Genomic DNA, 21148 nt, shown 5'->3' with positions numbered 1-21148 from the left:
GCGTTGGTTAATTCAAGTGCTGAACTTATGGTGACGGGCGTCCGTAACACGGCCGTCTCACGGGTTCGGTTCGCGGTAACACCGGTTCGCAGGAGAATCCATGAGACGACGCGGCTTTTCCCGTCTTTTCGCAGTGGCCCTCGCGGCCGTCCTGGCGGCGAGCACGGCCGGTACGACGGCGGGCCCGGCCGCCGCCGCGGCCGCCTGGACCGGCACCTGGGCGGCCTCGCCACAGAGCAGCGGCACCACTTTCAACCAGCAGACCATCCGCCAGATCGTACGTACCAGCATCGGCGGCACGGTGGCGCGCGTCCAGCTGTCGAACGCGTTCGGCAACCGGCCGGTGACCTTCGACAACGTGCACGTGGCCCGGCGCACCTCCGACTCCGGTGTCGACCTCGCCACCGACCGGGTGGTGACCTTCGGCGGCCAGCGCTCCGTCACCGTCCCCGCCGGGGGGCTGGCGGTCAGCGACTCCATCGCCTTCACGGTCGCCGCCCAGTCGGACATCGCGGTCAGCATCTACCTGCCGCAGCCGACCGGCCCCGCGACCTACCACCAGATGTCGAGCCAGACCAACTACATCGCCTCGGGCAACGTCGCCGGGAACGCGAGCCTCGCGAACGCCCAGCAGGTCGGCAGCTACTACTTCCTGGCCAACCTGGACGTGCAGAACGCCGCCTCGCAGGGCGCCGTCGTCACGCTGGGCGCCTCGATCACCGACGGCGTCGGCTCCAGCTTCAACGCCAACCGGCGCTGGCCCAACCGGCTCGCCGCCCGCCTGGCCGACTCCGGCCGCGTGGTCGGTGTCCTCAACCAGGGCATCAGCGGCAACCGGCTGCTGGCCGACGGCGCCGGGCAGAGCGCGATCAACCGCTTCGAGCGCGACGTGCTCTCCCAGCCGGACGTCCGGTGGGTGATCTTCTCCGACGACCCGATCAACGACCTGACGTCGACCTCGCCGCCGACCCGCGCGGCGCAGCTCATCGACGGCCTCAAGCAGCTCATCACCCGCGCCCACCAGCGGAACGTCAAGTTCTTCTGCTCCACGCTGACCCCGTACCGAGGCTGGTCGGCCTGGTCGCAGGACGCGGAGAACCAGCGCGTCGCCTACAACGCGTTCGTCCGCGGCGCGGGCAGCGGCTGCGACGGCGTGCTCGACCAGGACGCGGCGCTCAGGGACCCGGCCAACCCCACGATGTTCCTGCCCGCCTACGACACCGGCGACCACCTGCACCCCAACGACGCGGGGCTGCAGGCCGCCGCCAACGCGGTCAACCTCAGCTGGTTCGGGACGCCGGGCACGCCGGTCACCTCGGTGATCGGCCTGCGGGCCAAGGCCAACGGCCGCTACGTCACCGCGGCCAACGGCTCACCGCTGATCGCGAACGGGACGTCCGTCGGGACCGCGCAGCAGTTCGAGCGCGTCGACCTGGGCAACGGCAACGTGGGGCTGCGCGCGAAGCTCAACAACCAGTTCGTCTCCGCGGAGGGCGCCGGGGCGCAGCCGCTCATCGCCAACCGTCCCTCGGCCGGTGCCTGGGAGACCTTCCAGATCACCAGTAACCCGGACGGATCGGTCAGCCTCCGGGCCCAGGTCAACGGTAAGTACGTGTGCGCGGAGGGCGGCGGCGCGCAGCCGCTGGTCGCCAACCGCGACGCGGTCGGCCCCTGGGAGCAGTTCGAGATCGTCACCGGCTGACCGCCGGGATCTCGTACCGTCGTCGGCCGATCGCCGATGACCCGAACCGGCGGGGCGACCCGCCGGTTCGGATGTTTCCGCCCCTCTCGGAGGCGTTGACATCTTTTCCGGATCCCCGGTTCCCCGAGCCATCCGGGCTTCTGGGGTCCACGGCTCCGCCCGGCCTCCCGCTTCTCACGGGAGTCCGTCGCCCCCTGCGAGAGTGTCACCGTCCTCCGCGAAAGCCAGGTAGGCGGGCCGGAGCAGGTCCTGGATCGGGACGCGCCGCGCCGCGAGCGGAGGCGGTTCGAGGGCGCGCAGCAGCAGGTCGGGCGGGCCCATGGGCGGCGCCGCCCGCTCTCGCAGGCGGCCGGGGGAGGCGCCGGGCTCGTAGAAGTCCGCCAGCCGGTCGGCGAACGGCACGTCGGTCACGTCGAGCGGCCCCGGCCGTGCCGCGTCGTCCCCGGCGGCCGTGCCGCCACCCGTCTGGCGCAGGGCGTCGAGCAGGGCGTCCCTCGCCATGCCCCGCCAGGCGAGGACCAGGAACGGGTCGTCGTCGAACGCCTCGGCCAGCACGTACAGGACCGCCGACAGATGCTTGCAGGGGAAGCCCCAGTCGGGACACGAGCAGTCCATGTCCAGGTCGCGCTGATCGGGGAAGAGCGGCAGCCCGCACTCGCGGAAGACCTCCTCGATCTCCGGCGGCATCTCCCCGGCGAGCAGTTTCGCCCGGTGGAGGGCCTGGGCGGCCAGCGCTTCGGTGATCGTCCGCCACCGGTCCGCGTCGTAGGCCGTGATCTCGATCCGGACCAGGTAGGGGCTCTTCCTCGACCCCTGGACCCGCGCCGCGACCCGTCCAGGTTCGAGCTCCAGGTCGAGGACCTGGCCCGAGCGCGCGTACGAGCGCCCCCGGCCGAGCCTGCCCCCGTCGCAGACGCGCTCAAGGATGTCGATGAACCGCCGCGACCACCACCGCTCGCCGATCGAGCCCCGCCTGCTGCGCACCCGCATGCCGCCCTCGACCCGGATCGGCCCGGAGGAGTCGTACCAGTCTCTCCTGCTCATCGCGGCTCCCCGTCATCCGTTCACGAGACGGCCTCCGCGCCGAGCCGGAACAGCTCGCGTAGCTGGTCGGTGGACAGGTCGGTGATCCAGTCTTCGCCGGTGCCGACCACGCTCTGGGCGAGGGCTTTCTTGCGTTCGATCATCTCGTCGATCCGTTCTTCCAGGGTGTCGAGGCAGATGAATTTTCTGACCTGGACGTTTCTGGTCTGGCCGATGCGGAAGGCCCGGTCGGTGGCCTGGTCTTCGACCGCGGGGTTCCACCAGCGGTCGAGGTGGAGGACGTGGGTGGCGGCGGTGAGGTTGAGTCCGGTTCCGGCGGCTTTGAGGGAGAGCAGGAACAGCATGGGCTCGTCGTCGTTCTGGAAGCGTTCGACGAGGGTGTCGCGTTTGCTTTTGGGGAGTGCGCCGTGCAGCCACAGGACGGGCCGGTCCAGGTGGGCGGCGAGGTAGGGCTGCAGCAGGGTGCCCAGGGCGGCGTACTGGGTGAAGACGAGGGCTTTGTCGCCCTCGTCGACGATCTCCTCGGCCAGCTCTTCGAGCCGGGCCAGTTTCCCCGACCGGCCCGCCAGCCGGGAGCCGTCCTTGAGTAGCTGGGCGGGGTGGTTGCAGACCTGTTTGAGCTTCGTCATGGTCGCCAGCACGTTGCCACGCCGCTCGACGCCCTCGCTGTCGGCGATCTTGGTCATCATGTCCTCGACCACGGCCTGGTAGAGGGTGGCCTGCTCGGGCGTGAGATTGCACCAGACCTTCATCTCCATCTTGTCCGGCAGGTCGGAGATGATCGAACGGTCGGTCTTGAGCCGCCGCAGCACGAACGGCCCGGTGGCGCGTCTGAGCGCGGCCGTCGCCCCGGCGTCGCCGTCGCGCTCGATCGGCTCCTGGTAGCGCTTCCTGAACCGCCTGGCCGGGCCGAGCAGGCCGGGGTTGCAGAACTCCATGATCGACCAGAGCTCCGCCAGGTGGTTCTCCACCGGCGTGCCCGTCAGCGCGAACCTGCTCCGCGCCGGGATCGACCGTACGGCTCGCGCCTGCCCGGCGGCGCTGTTCTTGATCGCCTGCGCCTCGTCGCAGACGACCCTCGACCAGGCCAGCTCCGCCAGCTCCGCCCGGTCCCGCAGCGCGGTGCCGTACGTGGTGAGCACGAGATCCGCCTCCCGCACCCGCCGGGCCAGCTCCTCCCCGCGCAACCGGGCGGCGCCGTGGTGTGAGTAGAGGTCCAGGGACGGGGCGAACCTGGCGGCCTCCTTCTGCCAGTTGCCGATCAGTGACATCGGGCAGACCAGCAGCGTCGCTCCCGGCCGGTCACCCGCCGCGCGCTCGCTGAGGAGCAGGGACAGGGTCTGCGGGGTCTTGCCCAGCCCCATGTCGTCCGCGAGGACGCCGCCGAGCCCGACGTCCGACATGAAGGCGAGCCAGGACAGCCCGCGCTCCTGGTACGGCCGGAGCGTGCCGTGGAAACCGGCCGGGGTCGGGATCGGTTCGAGGCGGCGGTCGGCCTCGCCGGACAGCAGGTCGCCGAGGAGACCGTCGGCGTCCACCGCGACGATCGGCAGCTCGTCGTCACCGCCGTGGACGACCTCCTGGATCACCTCGCCGACCGTCATCTCGCCCGCCCGGCGCCTCTCGAACGCCTCCAGCGCCGCGCCCAGCTGCCGGTCGTCCAGCTCGACCCACCGGCCCCGTACGCGGACCAGCGGCACCTTGAGCCTGGCCAGCTCGGCCAGCTCCTCCTCGCTGATCGTCTCGTCGCCGATCGCCAGATCCATGCGGAAGTCCACGAGCTGCTCCAGCCCGAACCCCTGGTCGGAGGCCGCTCCCGGCCCTGTCTTCCGCGTCTTCTGCGACCGGGCCGTGAGCCTGAGTCCCAGCCTGGTCGTCCCGGCCCAGGCGGGCAGTTGCACGCCGAACCCGGCCGACCGCAGGAGCGGGGCGGCGTGGCGGAGGAACGCGAACGCGCCCGCCGTGTCGAGGACGAGCTCCGACGGGCGGGGGCCGCGCAGCGCCTCCTCCACCTCCGGGTAGAGCCGCGCCGACCGGCCCAGCCCCGCGAGCAGCGTCTCCTCGGGGTGGGCAGGCAGACCGGGGGCGGTCTCACCGGCCCAGATGAGCGGCGCGGGCAGGTAGAGGCTCGGATCCTCCGCCGACTGGACGGCGAACTCCACCCGCCAGGGGGAGCCGTCCTCCGCGACGCGGCCGGAGCCGGGTCCGGGGTGTGCGCCGGAGTCTGAGCTGGAACCGGAACCGGAGTCGCGCTGGTCGTCGTGCACAGGCCCGTGACCGAGGTCGGGGTCAGGGTCGGGTACGGCGTCGGATCCGGGTACGGGTTCGGATCCGGGTACGGCGTCGGGTTCGGTCAGGCGGAAACAGACCCTCACCGGAGCGTCGAGCAGATGCGCCGACCGGAACCACGCCCGGAGCGGCTCGGCCAGTTCGCCCGCCGCGACCGGTGTCAGGCCGGGGAGCGTGGCGTCCTCTCCCGTGAGGGCGGCGATCCAGCGATCCGTGAGGGGACCGCGAGCCCCCGGCCCGCGCCCGCCGAGCAGGCGGTCGGGGAGCGCCTGCCGTACCGCCGCGTCGGACAGACAGGCCAGGGCCTCGCTCAGCACGTGGGCGGAGGGGCGCTCCTCGGCGACCGCCCGGCAGACGGGGGGCATCGCGGTGGCGAGCTCGCGGAAGCGGGCGGCGTGGGGACCGATCAGCACCGGCCGCCATCGCGCCGCGTGGCCGCCGTCCTCGGCGACGAGCTGGGGCAGCACCCGGCCGCCCCGGACCAGCTCGCGGGCGTACGTCCCGACGGCGGCGAGATACCGCAGGGATGCTCCCGGCACCGGCACCCGCCGAGCGCCCCCGGACAACCGGCCGGAGGACTCGCCCTTCTCGGACAACCGCTCGGACCTGTACGTCTCCCCGGGCAACCGTCCGTGCGTCCTCCCTGACAACTCGTCCAGCGCGTACGTCTCCGCAGGCGACTCGCCGGGTGCGCGCGCCTTCCCGGACAACTGGCCGGATCCGGGCGTCTCCACGGGAAGTTCGCCGGGTCCGTGTGGCTCCGTAGGAAGTTCGTCGGGTTCGTATGTCTCCGCGGGGAGACGGGCCATCTCGTCGACGCGGTCGAGCAGGTCCAGTGCCGCGCCCGGTTCGACCAGCAGGGCGGGCACCCGCCAGGAGCCGATCTTCGGGCGCCGCGCGGTGATCTCCGTCCCCGACTCGGGGGAGGGCAGCGGGCTCCGCGCCGAGCTCGGCAGGAGCAGGACGAGTTCGGTGGCGACGGCCTTGCCCGCGACCGCCGCCGCGCCCTCTCCCCAGAGCGCCAGGCCGTCGAGGACGCCCGCCTCCCCGGCCGCGAACGGGTGCGGGCGGACCTTCGCCCGCGAGGTGCTCGCAACGGGGTCGGCCGGGTCCTCCGCCCAGAGCGCGAGCCTGTCACCCACCCAGGCCCCGTGCACCACCAGCACCCCCACGACCCTCCTCACATCCGGAAAACCGTAACAACCGAGGGTACGCCGGGGCGAGAACGCTCACCCTCCGGCCAGCGCCTTCCTCAGCTTGGGGGCGAGGTCGGCCGTGAACTTCTTCGCGTCCTCGCACCCCTTCCGCCCGAGCGACCAGCAGCCGAGCAGCTCGTGGACCTCGGTGCGGAAGACCCGGCTGAACTCGCTGTAGTACGGGGAGGGCGGGCGGGTCCTGGCCTGCGTCAGCGCGCGCAGCAGCGTGTCGGGCCGTACGCCCTCGGACTCCGGTTCGGCGGTGGAGGAGGGAGTGGACCTGGGCCTGGACGTGGGCATCGTGGGGGCCGGGCCGTCGCAGCCGGTCCCGGCCGCCGTGTAGAGGGCGGAGACCCTGGCCGGGGCGAACCCGCCGCAGTGGTAGAGCAGCCCGGCCGCCTCCCCGCCGGTCAGCGCCGCCACCAGCCGCTGCGCGGCGTCGCGCCGGGGGGTGTGCCTGGAGACGGCGAGATACTGGCCGCCGAGGACTCCCTGCCAGGGCAGTGGCGCCGCGCGGAAGGCGACCCCGCCCGATCTCCGTTCTCCGGAGAGCACCTCGTGGGCGTAGGGCCAGTGCCGCAGGAACAGCGCGTGCCTCTCGCGGAAGGCGGTCAGTGACTCCGCCTCCGTGCTGCCGAGGGTCTCCCCGGAGATCACGCCCGCCTTCACCGTCTCGATGAGCCGTCCGACGGCCTCCACGCCCTCCTTCCTGTCGATCACCACGTGGCCGTCCGCGTCGACCACGTCTCCGCCGTTGGCCCAGATCGCCTCCAGGGCGTTGACCGTGAGCCCCTCGTAGGAGGCGAACTGCCCGGCGAGTCCGAGGGCTGTGGGGTCGGGCCCGGCACGGCGTGCCTTCGCGAGCCCGGCCATGTCCTGCCAGCCCGTCGGTGCCCGCAGGTCGTCGCGGTAGTAGAGAAGTCCCACGTCGGTGTTGAACGGCACCGCGTACTGGACGCCGTTCCAGGCGCCCGCGGACCAGATCTGGGAGAGGAAGTCGTTGGTCCCGCCGTGCGCGGCGGTGGCGATCGGGCGCAGATAGCCCTCCTCGGCGAACTCGGGGATCCACTGGATGTCGAGGTTGTACACGTCGTAGTGCCCGGCCTTCGCCTGGGCGGCCGAGATCATCGCGCTGCGCTGCTCGTCCGCGACCGAGGAGATCGCCACGAAGCACGCCCGGGGCCTGCCCCTGACGCCGTTCCAGACGGCTTCGAGCGCCCGTTCGCGGGCGCCTCCCGAGACGTCGGCACCGCTGGCGATGCGCAGGACGCAGTCGTCCCTGGGCGGTCCCGGGGGCGGCGTGGGCGCGGCGCTCGCCGCCAGGGAGGGGAAGCAGGCCAGCAGCAGGAGGAGAAGGATCACCCCGCGGCCGACCGGCTCCGCCCCGGAGGGCGTGCCCCGCTCACCCGTCCTACCTGAAGGGGGCGGCGGCGTGGATGGTGAAGACGGCGAGAACGGCGAGAACGGCGTGGGCGGTGAAGGCGCCGAGGGTGGCGTGGGGCGGCTCATTCGGTGGTCGCCCGGAGTTCGGTGAACGCGTCGTCCAGCTTCTGGTCGGGGTCGGTGCTCGCGTCGTGGCAGGACACCAGGCCCTCGTCCCGGAGCTCCGGCAGCGGGGACGTGTCGCAGCCGTGCAGGTCGAAGGAGAGCATCAGCAGGCGGACACCGTCGCGCCCTTCGACGTCCTCGCGGGTCAGCCCTCCGGGGTTACCGCCGTCGGTGAGCACGAGCACGACCTTTCGCTCCCCGGCTTCACCCGTCTTCTCCATCTGGTCGAGCGCCTTCCTGATGACGGGGCGCATCGGGGGATCGGGGCGCGAACCGTCCCGGTAGGCGTCCTGGACGGCGGTGAGCGCGCCGGTGAGGGCCTTTCCCTCGTCACCGACGGGCGCGAGGGGGACGGCGTGGCCGTCGTCGGGGAAGAACGTCATGATCCCCGTGGACCGCTCACCGCGCTTGGAGGTGACGGCGAGCTGGGCCACCTGGATCGCGGCCTCCAGCCGTGACCTGCCGTCGTTCACCTTGTTGCGCGCCATCGAGCCGGAGACGTCGACCACGACGAGGACGTGGTCCGCGAGGGGGGTCGCCAGCTTGTACAGCAGCTTGGGGATGTCCGGCTTCCAGTCCGCCGCCACCGGCGCGTCACTCCTCAGCCGGTGCGCCTTCACCGGCAGCCTCTTCACGTGCAACCGGCCCTCGGCGTCACGGAATCCGTAGCGGGGGAGGGTCTCCCGCAGGAAGTCGCAGAACTCCTCGACCGTCCGCTCGATGGCCGGGGGCCGCCTCAGGTCCGGCCACCGCTTGGAGACGCATGCGTACCGCATCGCGTGGCCGCCCCTGGGGTAGACGACGGCGGGCTCCGGCGGTCTCTCCCCGGCGTTTCGCGCCGCTCCCGGCGTGGGTGACGGCCATCCGCCGCCCGCGCCGGGGACGGCGCAGCCGCCCGACGCGGGGAGCGCGGGGTCGGCGCCCGACAGGGCGACGGTGAGCTCGTAGAACTGCTGCTCGGTCATGACCATCGCGGACGTGTCGAGGGAGCTCGCGTACCGGCACATCACGTCGCGGACGGTGTCGCCCGGCCGTACCTTCCTGGACAGCCCCTCCGAGGGGCCGGGGGCGGCGGCCGTGGCCATCAGGCCGACGTTGGAGGCCAGCGGATGGGTGCGCACGACCTGCTGCCGGGCGCCGGGCCTGCCGCGCAGCAGGTCGGCCCATTCACGGTCCCCGGGGTTCCTGCTGGCCTCGGTGAGCTCCTCGGCGAGGTCTTCCGGCGCGGCGACGACCAGCGGCGAGGTCGCGACGACCGTTCGCTCGCCGAACGCCGGAACGCCGTCGGCGCCCCTGTCCACGTAGTCGATCTCCTGGAGGGAGTCGGCGATCCACCCGTCGGGCCTGGCGCCGGGAGGTTTCCTCGCCATCGGCTCCGCCGTCCGCCCGGTGGCGGGCTGGACGGGGAACGTCCAGTCGGCCAGCCGGTCTCGCACCTCGCCGGCGCGCAGCCCGCTGACGTTGATGTTCATCTGACGGCAGCCCCACCAGTCGACCTTCCCCGCCATGAACTCCCCGGCCGCCCGCCGGATGGCCGGGGAGGTCTCGGCGGACGCCAGGAGCGTGATCTCGTCGGGGATCTGGCAGGTGACCCACGGCTCGTCCTTGGGAACGACGGCCAGGGCGCCGACGACGGTGACCAGGACACCGGTGGAGAGGAGCCACCAGACGTCCTGGCGCACCCACTGGGAGAACACCCCGAGCATGCCGTACAACCGTTCCGGGATCGCGCGGCGCAGCCAGGCGGTGCTTTTCAGCAGGTGGCCGGGGAAGATGGTGAGCGCCGTCAGCGCGAGAATCCCGAGGACCAGGGCCACTTTCGAGATTGTGGAAATGGAGAGGGCGAGAAGCACGAGCAGCGTCTGGACGAGGGCGTTGGAGAAGGCCGTCACCATCTGCCAGGCGCGTTCCGCCGACCCGGCGGTGTCCGCGGGCGGGGTCTTCGCGGTCTTCTCGCCGTTCACCATCTGTCAGTTGTCTCCGCCGGTGGTTTCCCGAGACTTCGCGTTCACCCTACGTCGGATCATCACCACCGAGAGAGGGTTTCTGTGATCTACGGGACGGGGGTTCACCATCGGGGTGTTTACGGTCGGCCGCATTTACGGACAGGGAGGCGACCAGGGCATTCGGGGCGGTGCGTTACGTCCGTATCGCGAACTTCGGCGGAATGGGAGCCCGGTTCCCGCGAGGATGGCGCGCCGGCCGCGTTCCGGGCCGTATCCGCGCGTCCGGTGCTCTCACGGTGGCGGCGGAGATTCTCCGATCGCCCAAGTCTCGCCGTACGGATTCGGTTGGAAAACGCGATCTGTAATCGGATGAATTATCGCCGGACGCCGTCGGTACGCGATTCACCGGGCGTGTTCCCGGCCGTTTCCCGAACGCCTTCCCGGCCGTGGTCTCACCGGTTCTCCGATTTCCCGATTGTCCCGGTGAACGCCGGTGGACCACATTCCCCGAGGCACTCCCGGCCACCGCGCCCGCGACGTTCCCCGAAGACGTTCCTCGAAGACGTTCCCCGAGGGTGTTTCCCGAGGATGTTTCCCGAAAGGGCACGGAGACCGCGGGGCGCCGGGAGAGGGCGGGACTACGCTGGAGCGCGTGAGTGATCCTCTGGTGGCGCGGATGCGCGAGTTCGGCACGACCATCTTCGCCGAGATGTCGGCACTGGCCCTGCGGACCGGCTCGATCAACCTCGGCCAGGGCTTCCCCGACACCGACGGGCCCGCCGCGATGCTGGAGCGGGCGGTGACGGCGATCCGCGAGGGTTCCAACCAGTACCCGCCGGGGCCGGGCGTGCCCGAGCTGCGCCAGGCCGTCTCCGAGCACCGCAAGGACCACTACGGGCTCGACTACGACCCCGACGGCGAGATCCTCGTCACCGTCGGCGCCACCGAGGCCGTCGCCGCGACGATCCTCGCGCTGTGCGAGCCCGGCGACGAGGTGATCGCCTTCGAGCCGTACTACGACTCCTACGCCGCCGCCGTCGCCCTCGCCGGGGCCGTGCTCCGCCCGGTCACCCTGCGCCCGGTCGAGGGCCGCTTCACCTTCGACCCCGCCGAGCTGCGCGCCGCCGCAGGGCCGCGCACCCGGGCCGTCCTGGTCAACTCCCCGCACAATCCCACCGGCACCGTCCTCACCCGCGCCGAGCTGGACGAGATCGCCCGCCTGTGCCTGGAGCGCGACCTGGTGGCCGTCACCGACGAGGTCTACGAACACCTCACCTTCGACGGCGTCGAGCACGTGCCGATGGCCACCCTGCCTGGCATGCGCGAGCGCACCGTGATGATCTCCTCCGCGGGCAAGACCTTCTCGGTCACCGGCTGGAAGACGGGCTGGATCTGCGCGCCGCCCGAGCTTGTCAGGGCCGCGCAGACCGTCAAGCAGTTCCTCACCTTCACCGCCGCCGCGCCCTGGCAGCTCGCCGTCGCCCACGGCCTGCGCCACGAACTCGACTGGGTCTCCTCCCTGCGGGCGGACCTGGAGTCCAAGCGCGACCGCCTGATGGCCGGGCTGTCCTCGGCGGGCTTCGAGGTCTACCGCCCCGCGGGCACGTACTTCGTACAGACCGACATCCGTCCCCTTGGCTTCACCGACGGCCTCGCCCTGACTCGCGAGCTGCCGTCGCTGGCGGGCGTGGTCGCCATCCCGACCCAGGTCTTCTACGCCCGCCCCGAGCGCGGGAGCCACTTCGTCCGCTTCGCCTTCTGCAAGCGGGACGAGGTCATCGACGAGGCGGTGAGCAGGCTGGCCAGGCTCGGCGCGACGGGAGGCGCCGCCTCCTGAGAAGGTGCCCCATCCCGCGCCGGACACCCGCGACGGCGTACGAGACGGGCGCGGGACCGTACGGGAGGCGCCGCCTCCCAGAACACCCGCGACGGCGTACGGGACGGGAGCGCGGGACCGTACGTGAGCGGGGTGGTTCGACCTGGAGGGGGTCGATCGGGCATCCTGGGGGTGACGCGACTGGCGGCAAGAGGATGGCATCAACCATCGGGGAGCTCGTCGTGGGAGTCGACCGCCTGGGCGCCCACGCCGAGAGGACGCGCATGCCCCAGCCCGCATCGAACGGTCCCGAGCCCGAGAGCGCGCCGACCGCCCGGCTGCTCCCCGGCGGCCCGGTCGCGGAAAGCATCCTCGCCGACGTGGCCACCCGGGTGGCCGCCCTGACCGGCCGGGGTGTCACCCCGAGCCTGGCGACGGTTCTGGTCGGCGACGACGACGCCAGCGCCGGATACATCCGCATCAAGCAGCGGCAGGCCGCCGAGCTCGGCTTCGCCTCGCCGCACGAGCACCTGCCCGCGACCGCCACCCAGGCGGACCTGCACGCGGTCATCACCGCCTTCAACGAGGACCCGGCGGTGCACGGGCTGCTCGTGCAGCACCCCGTCCCCAAACACCTCGACTACGACCGGGCTTTGCAGGTCATGGATCCGGACAAGGACGTCGACGGCATGCACCCGCTCAACATCGGGCGGCTGGCGCTGGAGCTCCCCGGCCCGCTGCCGTGCACGCCCGCCGGGATCGAGGCGCTGCTCGCGTACCACGGCATCCCGGTGGCGGGCCGGGAGGTGGTCGTCCTCGGGCGCGGCGCCACGCTCGGCCGTCCCCTGTCGATCCTCCTCGCGCAGAAGCGCCCGACGGCGAACGCCGCCGTCACCGTCGTCCACACCGGGGTGAGCGACTGGCCCCGCTACACGCTGCGCGCCGACGTCCTGGTCGCCGCCGCGGGCGTGCCGGGCATCGTCCGGCCCGAGCACGTCAAGCCCGGCGCCGTCGTCATCGGCGGCGGGGTGCGGTACGAGGGCAGGCGCCTGCTGCCCGACGTCGACGAGTCCTGTGCCCGGGTGGCCGGGGCCATCACCCCCAGGGTCGGCGGGGTCGGGCCCACCACGGTCGCGATGTTGTTCCGCAACGCGGTCACGGCGGCCGAGCGCGCCACGGGCTCCACCGGCTCCACGGGTTCCACCGGAGGGGCCCGGTAGCGGCCCCGCCCCTCTCCGCGAAACGCCGGTCACCGTGTCGTCGGCCCGGAATCGATCTCCCTGCGTGTAGCTTCTGCTGCGGAGAGTGATCGACGGGCGTGCCCGCGGGGGCGGTACGCACGGTGCGGAGCGGGCGGGGTGGGCGGGTCCCTCCCGGTGACGCGCGCCGCTCTCCACTGCCGTGATTCGCAGGAAGGAGAGCATCGACGATGCGACGGAGATTCAGGGTGCTGGCGTCGGCGGCGGCGGTCGCGCTCGGTTGCGTGGGATTCGTCCCGGGCGTGGCGACCGCCTCGGCGTCCGCCACGGAGTCCGTCACCTGGGGGACCATCCGCAGCCACCAGAACTGGCGCTGCCTGGACGCCGACCTCAACACCATCGGCCCGAACGGGACCAAGGTGCAGCTGTGGGGCTGCAACGGCTGGGCCAACCAGTCGTGGAACTACGACGTGTCCAACCACACGATCCGCAGCAAGGAGAACGGCCGCTGCCTGGACGCCGACCTCAACACCATCAACGGGAACGGGACCAAGGTGCAGCTCTGGGACTGCAACGGCTGGGCCAACCAGAAGTGGATCTACGACGCGACGAGCCGCACGATCTACAGCATGTACAACGGGCGCTGCCTGGACGCGGACCTGGGGACCATCGCCTCGAACGGGACCAAGATACAGCTGTGGGACTGCAACAACTGGGCCAACCAGAAGTGGACGCTCTGACGGCCGCCCGCGGGCGGCGGTACGGGCCGTACTCGCCGTTTCCCCGCGCCGGGGTCTGACTCCGGACGGGGAAGAGGGGCGACTCCCGTGGCGCCGCCACGAGGGCCGCCCCTGCCCGGGGGAGGGCCGTTCGCGCGAGGCGGGTGTGAGAGGGCCCGGGGCCGGCCGGAGAGCGGACCGGCCCCGGGCGGCACGAGGGCGTCACAGCCTTCCCGCGAGGCGTCACGGCCTTTCCATGAGGCGTCACGGCCTTCCCGCGAGGCGCCACGACCTTTCCGTGAGGCGTCACGACTTTCCCGTGAGGGTGTCACGGCCTTTCCGTGAGGCGTTACGACCCTTCCGTAAAGCGTCACGGCCTTCCCGCGACGACCGGCGGGGTGGTGGCCGGGTCGGTGGTGGCCGCCGGGGTGGCGGCGCGCGCCGAGCGCAGCGGGATCTCCCTGAGCATCAGGGCGGCCACCGCGGCGAGCAGGGCGATCGGGACGCCGACCACGAAGACCGCGCTCATCGCCCGGGTGAAGGCCTCCAGGATGATCTCCAGGATCGGCGCGGGGAGATTGTGGATGGCCTCGGGAGAGCCGAGGCTGGGGGCCGCGCCGCCGCTCAGCGGCAGGTTCGCCGCCTTCGCGAGGGAGACCAGCTCCGCGGTGAGCCGGTTGGACAGGATCGCGCCGAAGGCCGCGACGCCCACCGCGCCGCCGAGGGAGCGGAAGAACGACACCCCGGAGGTCGCCGAGGCGAGGTCCACGCGGGTCACCGCGTTCTGGGCGGCCAGGATCAGGATCTGCATGGAGGCGCCGAGCCCGATGCCGAGCACCGCGTTGTCGAGGCCGACGATCACCAGCGAGCTGTCGACGTGCAGGCGCGAGAGCAGGAACAGCCCGAGCGCGACCAGCAGCATGCCCACCACGGGGAAGATCTTCCAGCGTCCCGTCCTGCTGACGAACCGGCCGGTCAGGATCGAGGAGGTGAGCAGGCCGAGCACCAGGGGCAGGGTCATCAGGCCCGAAGCGGTGGGGCTCATGCCCTTGACGATCTGCAGATACTGCGGCAGGAACATCAGCGCGCCGAACATCGCCGCGCCGACCAGCAGGGAGGCGACGGAGGTGAGCACGAAGGTGCGGTTGCGGAACAGGTGCGGGGGCAGGATCGGGTCGGCGGCCCCGCGCTCGGCGACGACGGCGAGGCCGAACATCGCCAGGCTGAGCGCGCCCAGGCCGTAGGTCCACGCGGAGTTCCAGCCGAACTCCTTGCCCCCGAGGGAGAGCAGCAGCATCAGCGCGGTGGTGCCGCCGGTGATGAAGGTCGCCCCCCACCAGTCGACCTTCGTGTCGCGGCGGGCGAACGGCAGCTTCAGCACCTTCTGGATGACGACGAACGCGACCACGGCCAGCGGCACGCAGAACCAGAAGGTCCAGCGCCAGGACATGTTGTCCACGATGAACCCGCCGAGCAGCGGCCCGGCCACCGTCGAGACGCCGAAGACCGCGCCGATGTAGCCGGAGTAGCGCCCGCGCTCGCGGGGCTCGACCACGTCGCCGAGGATGATCTGCGGCAGCGCGGCGAGGCCACCGGCGCCGATGCCCTGCAGCGCCCTGGCCGCGATGAGCTGGCCCATGTCCTGGGAGAACCCGGCGGCGATGGAGGACAGCACGAAGACGACCAGCGCGACCTGGAACATCAGCTTGCGGCCGTAGAGGTCGGAGAGCTTGCCCCAGATCGGGGTGGAGGCGGTCATGGTCAGCAGGGTCGCGCTGGCCACCCACGCGAGCTGTTCCTGACCGCCGAGCGTGCCGACGATCGTCGGCAGCGCGGTCCCCACCACGGACGTCGAGATCATCGACGTCAGCATGGCGAGCATCAGTCCGGCCAGGATCTCCAGCACCTGTCTGTGCGTGAAACGCGGTGCGGCCTCGGCCTGGACCTGTTGTTCGGTCAGCATGAACCTTCCCCCAATGCATGTACAGTACATATGAAGTTAGTAGACGCTTGTTTACCGGTCAAATCTGGAAGGATCCCGTAGGTGGATGAGACACGGCAGCGCGACAGGGAGGGCACCAGGCGGCGCATCCTCGACGCCGCCCGCCGGCTGTTCGCCGACCTCGGGTACGACCAGGTGACGATGCGGATGATCGCCGCGGAGGCGGACGCCAACATCGCGCTGATCAACCGCTACTTCGGCAGCAAGCGGGACCTGTTCGCCGAGGTGCTCGCGATGCAGGGGCGCTTCCCCGGTGTCCTGGAGGGCCCCGAGGCGGAGCTGCCCCGCCGCCTGGCCGAGTACGTAGCCGAACGGCTCCGTTCCGACCAGGGGAGCGTGGTGCTGGCCGCGCTCATCCGGTCGTCCAGCGCCCCGGAGATCCATGAGATCATCCGTGACCGGGTCAGCTCGGCGATCCTGGGGCCCCTGACGGCGCGGCTCTCCGGTCCCGACGCGGCCTTCCGCGCGATGGTCGCCACCGCGCTCGTCACCGGCTCCGGCACGATGCGCCAGCTCTACGGCCCCGACACCGCCGACGCCCCCGACCACGAGACCGTGGTCGCCCGGCTCACCACCGTCTTCGAGGCATGCCTCGGGCTGGGAGACACCGGCCCCGTACCGGCACCGTGACGTGGTGACGCGGGTACGGTGACGCCGGAGCGCCGCGCTCGGGGCGGCCGTTCCGGGCCCCGCCACGCGACACGCGGACGGTGCACGGGCGACGTACGGACGGTGCGCGAACGACGCGCAGGCGACGCGCGGACGATGCATGCGCGACGCGCGGACGGTGCGCGAACGACGCATGAGCGATGCACGGGCGGCGCGCGGGCGATGTACGAACGACGCGCGGGCGCCTCTGACGGGCCCCGGCCCGGGCGGGTCGCTCCGGGGCCATCCGCGATCACCCGGTCGCCCGCGGCGTGCGACCATGGTCACATGACCTGGTTGCGCTGTGCCTTCCCGCGTCCGGGGGCGACCACGCGGCTGTTCTGCTTCGCGCACGCGGGCGGCTCGGCCAACGCCTACCGCGCGTGGTCCGAGCTGCTGCCCGCCTCCGTCGAGCTGCACGCGACGCAGCTGCCCGGCAGGGCCGACCGGTTCACCGAGCCGCTGCCGGACGACATGGACGCGCTGGCCGACGAGGTGACCGGGTCGATGCTGCCGCTGCTCGACCGGCGTTTCGCGCTGTTCGGGCACAGCATGGGGGCGACGCTCGCCTACGAGGTCACGCGCCGCCTCGAGACCAGGGGAATCGCCCCGGCGCGGCTGTTCGTGTCCGGCGCGAGGGCGCCGCACGACCCCCGCGATAGGCCCGCGATCTCTGAGTACGACGACGACCGCTTCGTGGCCGAGATAGCGAAACTCGGCGGCACCGAGGTGGAGGTCCTGTCCCACCGGGCGATGCGCGAGATCATCCTGCCCTACGTCCGCGCGGACTTCCGCCTCGCCGAGGCCTACCGCCACCGTCCCGGCCCTCCGCTGCACACCCCGATCTCCGCCTTCGTCAGCGACGCCGACCCGGTGGTCACCCCGGCCCAGGCCAAGTCGTGGGAGGCCCGTACGAGCTCCGACTTCTCCCTGAAGGTCTTCCCCGGCGACCACTTCTACCTGCAGCCGCGGCGCGCGCCGGTGGTCGAGGAGATCGCCCGTACGCTCATGGGGTGAGGGGGTTGGCTGGTTATGTCGAAGGACGGGTGCTCCTTGGGCAATGAGTGCCCATGAGGTGGAGCGGGGAGGCCGTTAGCGTCGGCCTGGTGGGTGAACGAGTACTGATCGCGCTCGGCGGCAACGCGATGACCGGTCCCGACGGCGGCGCCTCGCCGGGCGACCAGCACCGCGCGGTCGAGCAGGCCATGCGCCACGTCGTCGCGCTCATCGAGGACGGCCACCAGGTGACCCTCACCCACGGCAACGGCCCCCAGGTCGGCAACCTGATCCTGAAGAACCAGCTCGCCGCGCACGTCGTACCCCCGGTGCCGCTCGACTGGTGCGGGGCGCAGACGCAGGCCACCATCGGCACCCTCATCCTCAACGCGCTCGACGGCCGCGCCGCGGTCGTGGTCACCCGTACGCTCGTCGACCCCGCCGACCTGGCCTTCCAGGACCCGGTCAAGCCGATCGGCCGCTACTTCAGCGAGGCGGAGGCACGCCGCTTCGAGGAGCTCGGCCAGACCTGGCGCCAGTTCGAACGGGGCTGGCGCCGCGTGGTGGCCTCCCCCGAGCCGCTGGAGATCCTCGACGCGCCCGCGGTGGCCGCGCTGGTGGCCGCGGGGTTCACCGTCGTGGCCGCGGGAGGTGGCGGCGTGCCCGTGGCCCGCGACGCGGAGGGGCGGCTCACCGGGGTCGAGGCCGTGATCGACAAGGACCTGGCCGCCGCCGTGCTCGCCCGCGCCGTACGGGCCACGGTCCTGGTCATCGCGACCGACGTCCCCCGGGCCGTCGTCGGGTTCGGCACGCCCGGGGCCCGGCCCCTGGGCCACGTCACCGCGGCCGAGCTGCGTGTGCTGCACGCCGCCGGACACTTCGCCGGGGGCAGCATGGGCCCGAAGGTCGAGGCCGCGCTGCGCTTCGTCGAGCAGGGCGGCGACCGGTCGGTGATCACCTCCCTGGAGGACATGGGAGCGGCGCTCACCGGGGAGACCGGCACCGTGGTGCGAAAGTGAACATGACGCGATCGAAAGGCGGCAGGGATGCCCGAACCCATTGAAGTGCGCAAGGTGCCCATCGAGAGTGTGACCGACGCCTCCGGGCTGGCCCGGCTCATCGACGACGGGGTGATCGAGGCGCACCGGGTGCTCGCGGTGATCGGCAAGACCGAGGGCAACGGCGGGGTGAACGACTACACCCGCATCCTGGCCGACACGGCCTTCCGCGGGGTGCTCGCGGCCAAGGGGCATCCGTCCCCCGAGAGCGTGCCGCTGGTGTGGTCGGGCGGTACCGACGGCGTGCTCAGCCCGCACGCCACGATCTTCGCCACCACCGCGAACGCCGAGCCGGGCGACGAGCCCAGGGTGAGCGTCGGCATCGCGATGAGCGACGTGATCCTGCCCGAGGACATCGGCCGTCCCGCGATGGTGGAGAAGGTCGCCGCCGGGGTCCGCGAGGCCATGAAGCTCGCCGGGATCGACGACCCCGCCGACGTCCACTACGTCCAGACCAAGACCCCGCTGCTCACCCTGTCCACGATCAACGACGCCAAGTCGCGCGGCAAGGACGTGGTGATCGAGGACACCGGCCCGTCGATGGACATCTCCAACTCCACCACCGCCCTCGGTATCGCCGTCGCCCTCGGTGAGATCGAGATGCCCGCCGCCGACCAGATCCACCGCGACCTGTCGCTCTACTCCTCCGTCGCGTCGTGCTCCTCGGGCGTCGAGCTGGACCGGGCCCAGATCGTGGTCGTCGGCAACGTACGGGGCATCGGCGGCCGGTACCGGATCGGCCACTCGGTGATGAAGGACGCGCTGGACGCCGACGGCATCTGGGAGGCCATCCGCTCCAGCGGTATCGAGCTGCCCGAGCGCCCCCACCCGTCCGACCTGGGCGACCGGCTCGTCAACGTCTTCATGAAGTGCGAGGCCGACCCGTCGGGCAGCGTGCGGGGCCGCCGCAACATCATGCTCGACGACTCCGACGTGCACTGGCACCGCCAGATCAAGGCCACCGTCGGCGGCGTCGCGGCCAGCGTCACCGGGGACCCGGCCGTGTTCGTCTCGGTCGCGGCGGTCCACCAGGGTCCGAGCGGCGGCGGCCCGGTGGCCGCCATCGCCGACCTCGGCTGACGGCTCGGCCGATGGTCAAGCGCCACCCGCGCGTGCCTTCGTACGGCGTGCCTTCCGCGCGCGGGCCGGGGGTCACGGGTTACGGCCGAAGACGCGCATGGCCGCCTCGGTACGGTTGGTGACGCCGAGCTTGGCGTAGATGTTCGCCAGATGCTTCTCGACGGTACGGGGGCTGATCTCCAGGGTGCGGGCGATCCCCTCGCTGGTACGTCCACCGGCGACGAGCCGCAGCACGTCAGACTCGCGGGCGGACAACCGGGGAGTGGACTCGGTCAGCAGCAGCGCGCCGTGGGAGCGGTACGGAACCAGCCGGACGGTCAGGCGGCGGCCGTCACGCTCGGCCACGTAGTCCGGGACGGGCGGTCCGCCCGGGTCGGGTGTCCGGCGGCGCGCCGCGAGCCAGGCGGCGATCTCCTCGGGAAGGGGGCCGCCGTCGCGGGTGGTCCTGGGGAAGTACGCGGCCAGGAGTACGCGGGCGACGCGGTTGGCGGCCCTGGCCGTGGCGTGCGGCCCGAGGAGGAGCACGCCGTGGGCGGTGTCGTCGAGGCCGTCGAGGGCGGCCAGCGCCGACTCCAGCCACGCCGTGGCGTGCGCGGCCCGCAGGAGGGCCGCCAGGTGGGGCGAGGCCACCTCCAGGAGTTGCAGGTCGGCGTCGGTGAAGTCGCCGTCGACGCGGTTGAGGCCGATACCGGTGAGCACGTCGTGCTGTACGCCCAGGACGCCCATCATCTGGTACTCGATACCCAGCGGGCGGTAGAACTCGTGGTAGAGGTCCAGGCTGTGCCACTGGCGGCGGGTGACCAGGTCGCTGAGCCGGAGCGGGCGGTGATGGCCACCGGCCCACCCCGGGAGGCTGAGGAACGGATGCTCGGCGAACAGCCGGGTGAAGTTCCGTACCAGTTCCGCGGGGAGGGCGACGGGAGGCCAGGGGTGCTGCTCGACCTGGCCGGCCCGCAGGTCCAGGGTCTTGTAGGCGATGACGTCGGCGTCCACCACCGCGGACAGCGCCGACAGCATCCGGGGGAACAGCTCTTCGCCCGGGGCCGCCTGCTCGCACTCGCGAAGCCCGCTCAGGAGCCGTCTGAGACTGGACTCACGCATACGGGATCCCCCGGCTCGGTGCGGCCGGGGACCGCGCGGACTCCCCGTCGCCTTCCCTCGTGATCTTATATCGGCCCGGGAAGGCTCCGGCCGGTGCCTCCGGTGCCTCCGGTGCCTTCGCCGCTTCCGGTGTCTTCGGCTCGCCCGAACCGGCCCGGCCCGCGTTCCCGGCCGGTCGCGTCACTACGGCCGCGGCGGGGGCTTCTGGTCCTGGGGCGACTGGTTGTTCGCCATGCACTCCTCGAAGGTGATGAGCGCGTCGGAGAAGGCGACCGCGTGGCTGTAGCCCTGGCTGCGCAGGGTGTTGTAGTTGTGGTTGAAGTCCTGGTAGCAGTTCGTGGCGTAGGCGGGGGTGCCGAACGGGACGAGGAAGGCGGCGGTCGCGAGCGCGGCGACGGCGAGACGGCGTGTGTGTTTCACGGGGCTCCTTCGACGAGGGGTTCTCCGGGGGATGCGTTACTCCGGATCGGACGGGTGCTTGGTGGTCTCCAGGCACTCCTCGTAGGTGATGAGCGCGGCGGCGGCGGCCGCGTTGTGGCTGTAGCCCTGGCTGCGCAGGGTGTTGTAGTTGTGGTTGAAGTCCTGGTAGCAGTCCGTGGCGTAGGCGGGGGTGCCGAACGGGACGAGGAAGGCGGCGGTCGCCAGTGCGGCGACGGCGAGACGGCGTGTGTGTTTCACGGGGCTCCTTCGGCGAGGGGTTCTCCGGGAAGTACCTCATCAGTGTGCTGAACGATCACACCGGCGTCGATGGGGGAAACTACGTACGCCCGGCAGGGGCCCAGGTCACCGGCACAGCGGTCCGCG

General features: G+C 71.9%; 16 protein-coding genes and 1 riboswitch. Of the genes, 8 read left to right on the top strand and 8 right to left on the bottom strand.

Annotation, left to right across the window (positions count from 1 at the left end; genetic code table 11):
* Positions 1-100 precede the first annotated feature (100 nt).
* Positions 101-1702: a GDSL-type esterase/lipase family protein gene (locus ACW9TB_RS14795; protein ID WP_472748583.1), complete on the top strand. Its 1602-nt coding sequence runs from the start codon at positions 101-103 to the stop codon at positions 1700-1702.
* 174 nt (positions 1703-1876) lie between these two features.
* Here the strand turns inward: ACW9TB_RS14795 and ACW9TB_RS14790 are convergent, their stop codons facing one another.
* From ACW9TB_RS14790 to ACW9TB_RS14775, 4 genes are all read right to left on the bottom strand, one after another.
* Positions 1877-2746: an SWIM zinc finger family protein gene (locus ACW9TB_RS14790; protein ID WP_472748582.1), complete on the bottom strand. Its 870-nt coding sequence runs from the start codon at positions 2744-2746 to the stop codon at positions 1877-1879.
* Positions 2747-2766: 20 nt separating this feature from the next.
* Positions 2767-6207: a DEAD/DEAH box helicase gene (locus ACW9TB_RS14785; RefSeq protein WP_472748581.1), complete on the bottom strand. Its 3441-nt coding sequence runs from the start codon at positions 6205-6207 to the stop codon at positions 2767-2769.
* Between the two features lie 57 nt (positions 6208-6264).
* Positions 6265-7593, bottom strand: a complete 1329-nt coding sequence (locus ACW9TB_RS14780) for an extracellular solute-binding protein (protein WP_472748580.1) — start codon at positions 7591-7593, stop codon at positions 6265-6267.
* Positions 7594-7736: 143 nt separating this feature from the next.
* Positions 7737-9746: a vWA domain-containing protein gene (locus ACW9TB_RS14775; RefSeq protein WP_472748579.1), complete on the bottom strand. Its 2010-nt coding sequence runs from the start codon at positions 9744-9746 to the stop codon at positions 7737-7739.
* Positions 9747-10377: 631 nt separating this feature from the next.
* On the opposite strand from ACW9TB_RS14775, the gene ACW9TB_RS14770 reads away from it, so the two are divergent.
* The 3 genes from ACW9TB_RS14770 (at position 10378) to ACW9TB_RS14760 (ending at position 13480) form a co-directional block, all read left to right on the top strand.
* Entirely contained in the window at positions 10378-11562 is a 1185-nt protein-coding gene (locus ACW9TB_RS14770; RefSeq protein WP_472748578.1) for a pyridoxal phosphate-dependent aminotransferase, read from the top strand.
* A gap of 166 nt (positions 11563-11728) precedes the next feature.
* A riboswitch (ZMP/ZTP riboswitch) is annotated at positions 11729-11811 on the top strand.
* Between the two features lie 14 nt (positions 11812-11825).
* Positions 11826-12761, top strand: a complete 936-nt coding sequence (locus tag ACW9TB_RS14765; protein WP_472748748.1) for a bifunctional 5,10-methylenetetrahydrofolate dehydrogenase/5,10-methenyltetrahydrofolate cyclohydrolase — start codon at positions 11826-11828, stop codon at positions 12759-12761.
* Positions 12762-12970: 209 nt separating this feature from the next.
* On the top strand, positions 12971-13480 hold the full coding sequence (locus ACW9TB_RS14760) for an RICIN domain-containing protein (RefSeq protein WP_472748577.1): 510 nt from the start codon (positions 12971-12973) through the stop codon (positions 13478-13480).
* Between the two features lie 349 nt (positions 13481-13829).
* On the opposite strand, the gene ACW9TB_RS14755 is transcribed toward ACW9TB_RS14760, so the two are convergent.
* The gene (locus ACW9TB_RS14755; RefSeq protein ID WP_472748576.1) at positions 13830-15422 is read right to left on the bottom strand and encodes an MDR family MFS transporter; all 1593 of its coding nucleotides are present in this window, start codon (positions 15420-15422) and stop codon (positions 13830-13832) included.
* A gap of 81 nt (positions 15423-15503) precedes the next feature.
* Here ACW9TB_RS14755 and ACW9TB_RS14750 point away from each other — a divergent pair, with 81 nt between their 5' ends.
* The 4 genes from ACW9TB_RS14750 (at position 15504) to bar (ending at position 19243) form a co-directional block, all read left to right on the top strand.
* Positions 15504-16091: a TetR/AcrR family transcriptional regulator gene (locus ACW9TB_RS14750; RefSeq protein WP_472748575.1), complete on the top strand. Its 588-nt coding sequence runs from the start codon at positions 15504-15506 to the stop codon at positions 16089-16091.
* Positions 16092-16397: 306 nt separating this feature from the next.
* On the top strand, positions 16398-17126 hold the full coding sequence (locus ACW9TB_RS14745; RefSeq protein WP_472748574.1) for a thioesterase II family protein: 729 nt from the start codon (positions 16398-16400) through the stop codon (positions 17124-17126).
* A gap of 89 nt (positions 17127-17215) precedes the next feature.
* Complete coding sequence (locus tag ACW9TB_RS14740) at positions 17216-18124, top strand: carbamate kinase (RefSeq protein ID WP_472748573.1); 909 nt, start codon at positions 17216-17218, stop codon at positions 18122-18124.
* A gap of 27 nt (positions 18125-18151) precedes the next feature.
* On the top strand, positions 18152-19243 hold the full coding sequence (gene bar, locus ACW9TB_RS14735) for a barbiturase (protein ID WP_344922465.1): 1092 nt from the start codon (positions 18152-18154) through the stop codon (positions 19241-19243).
* Between the two features lie 72 nt (positions 19244-19315).
* Here bar and ACW9TB_RS14730 read toward each other — a convergent pair whose 3' ends face one another.
* From ACW9TB_RS14730 to ACW9TB_RS14720, 3 genes are all read right to left on the bottom strand, one after another.
* Entirely contained in the window at positions 19316-20344 is a 1029-nt protein-coding gene (locus ACW9TB_RS14730) for a helix-turn-helix transcriptional regulator (RefSeq protein ID WP_472748572.1), read from the bottom strand.
* A gap of 183 nt (positions 20345-20527) precedes the next feature.
* On the bottom strand, positions 20528-20764 hold the full coding sequence (locus tag ACW9TB_RS14725) for a hypothetical protein (RefSeq protein ID WP_472748571.1): 237 nt from the start codon (positions 20762-20764) through the stop codon (positions 20528-20530).
* Between the two features lie 36 nt (positions 20765-20800).
* Positions 20801-21022: a hypothetical protein gene (locus ACW9TB_RS14720; protein WP_472748570.1), complete on the bottom strand. Its 222-nt coding sequence runs from the start codon at positions 21020-21022 to the stop codon at positions 20801-20803.
* Positions 21023-21148 lie beyond the last annotated feature (126 nt).

Source organism: Streptosporangium sp. H13245 (assembly GCF_055690525.1).
Note: the sequence above shows the minus strand (reverse complement) of the source record. Positions and strands in the feature narration are given on the sequence as shown.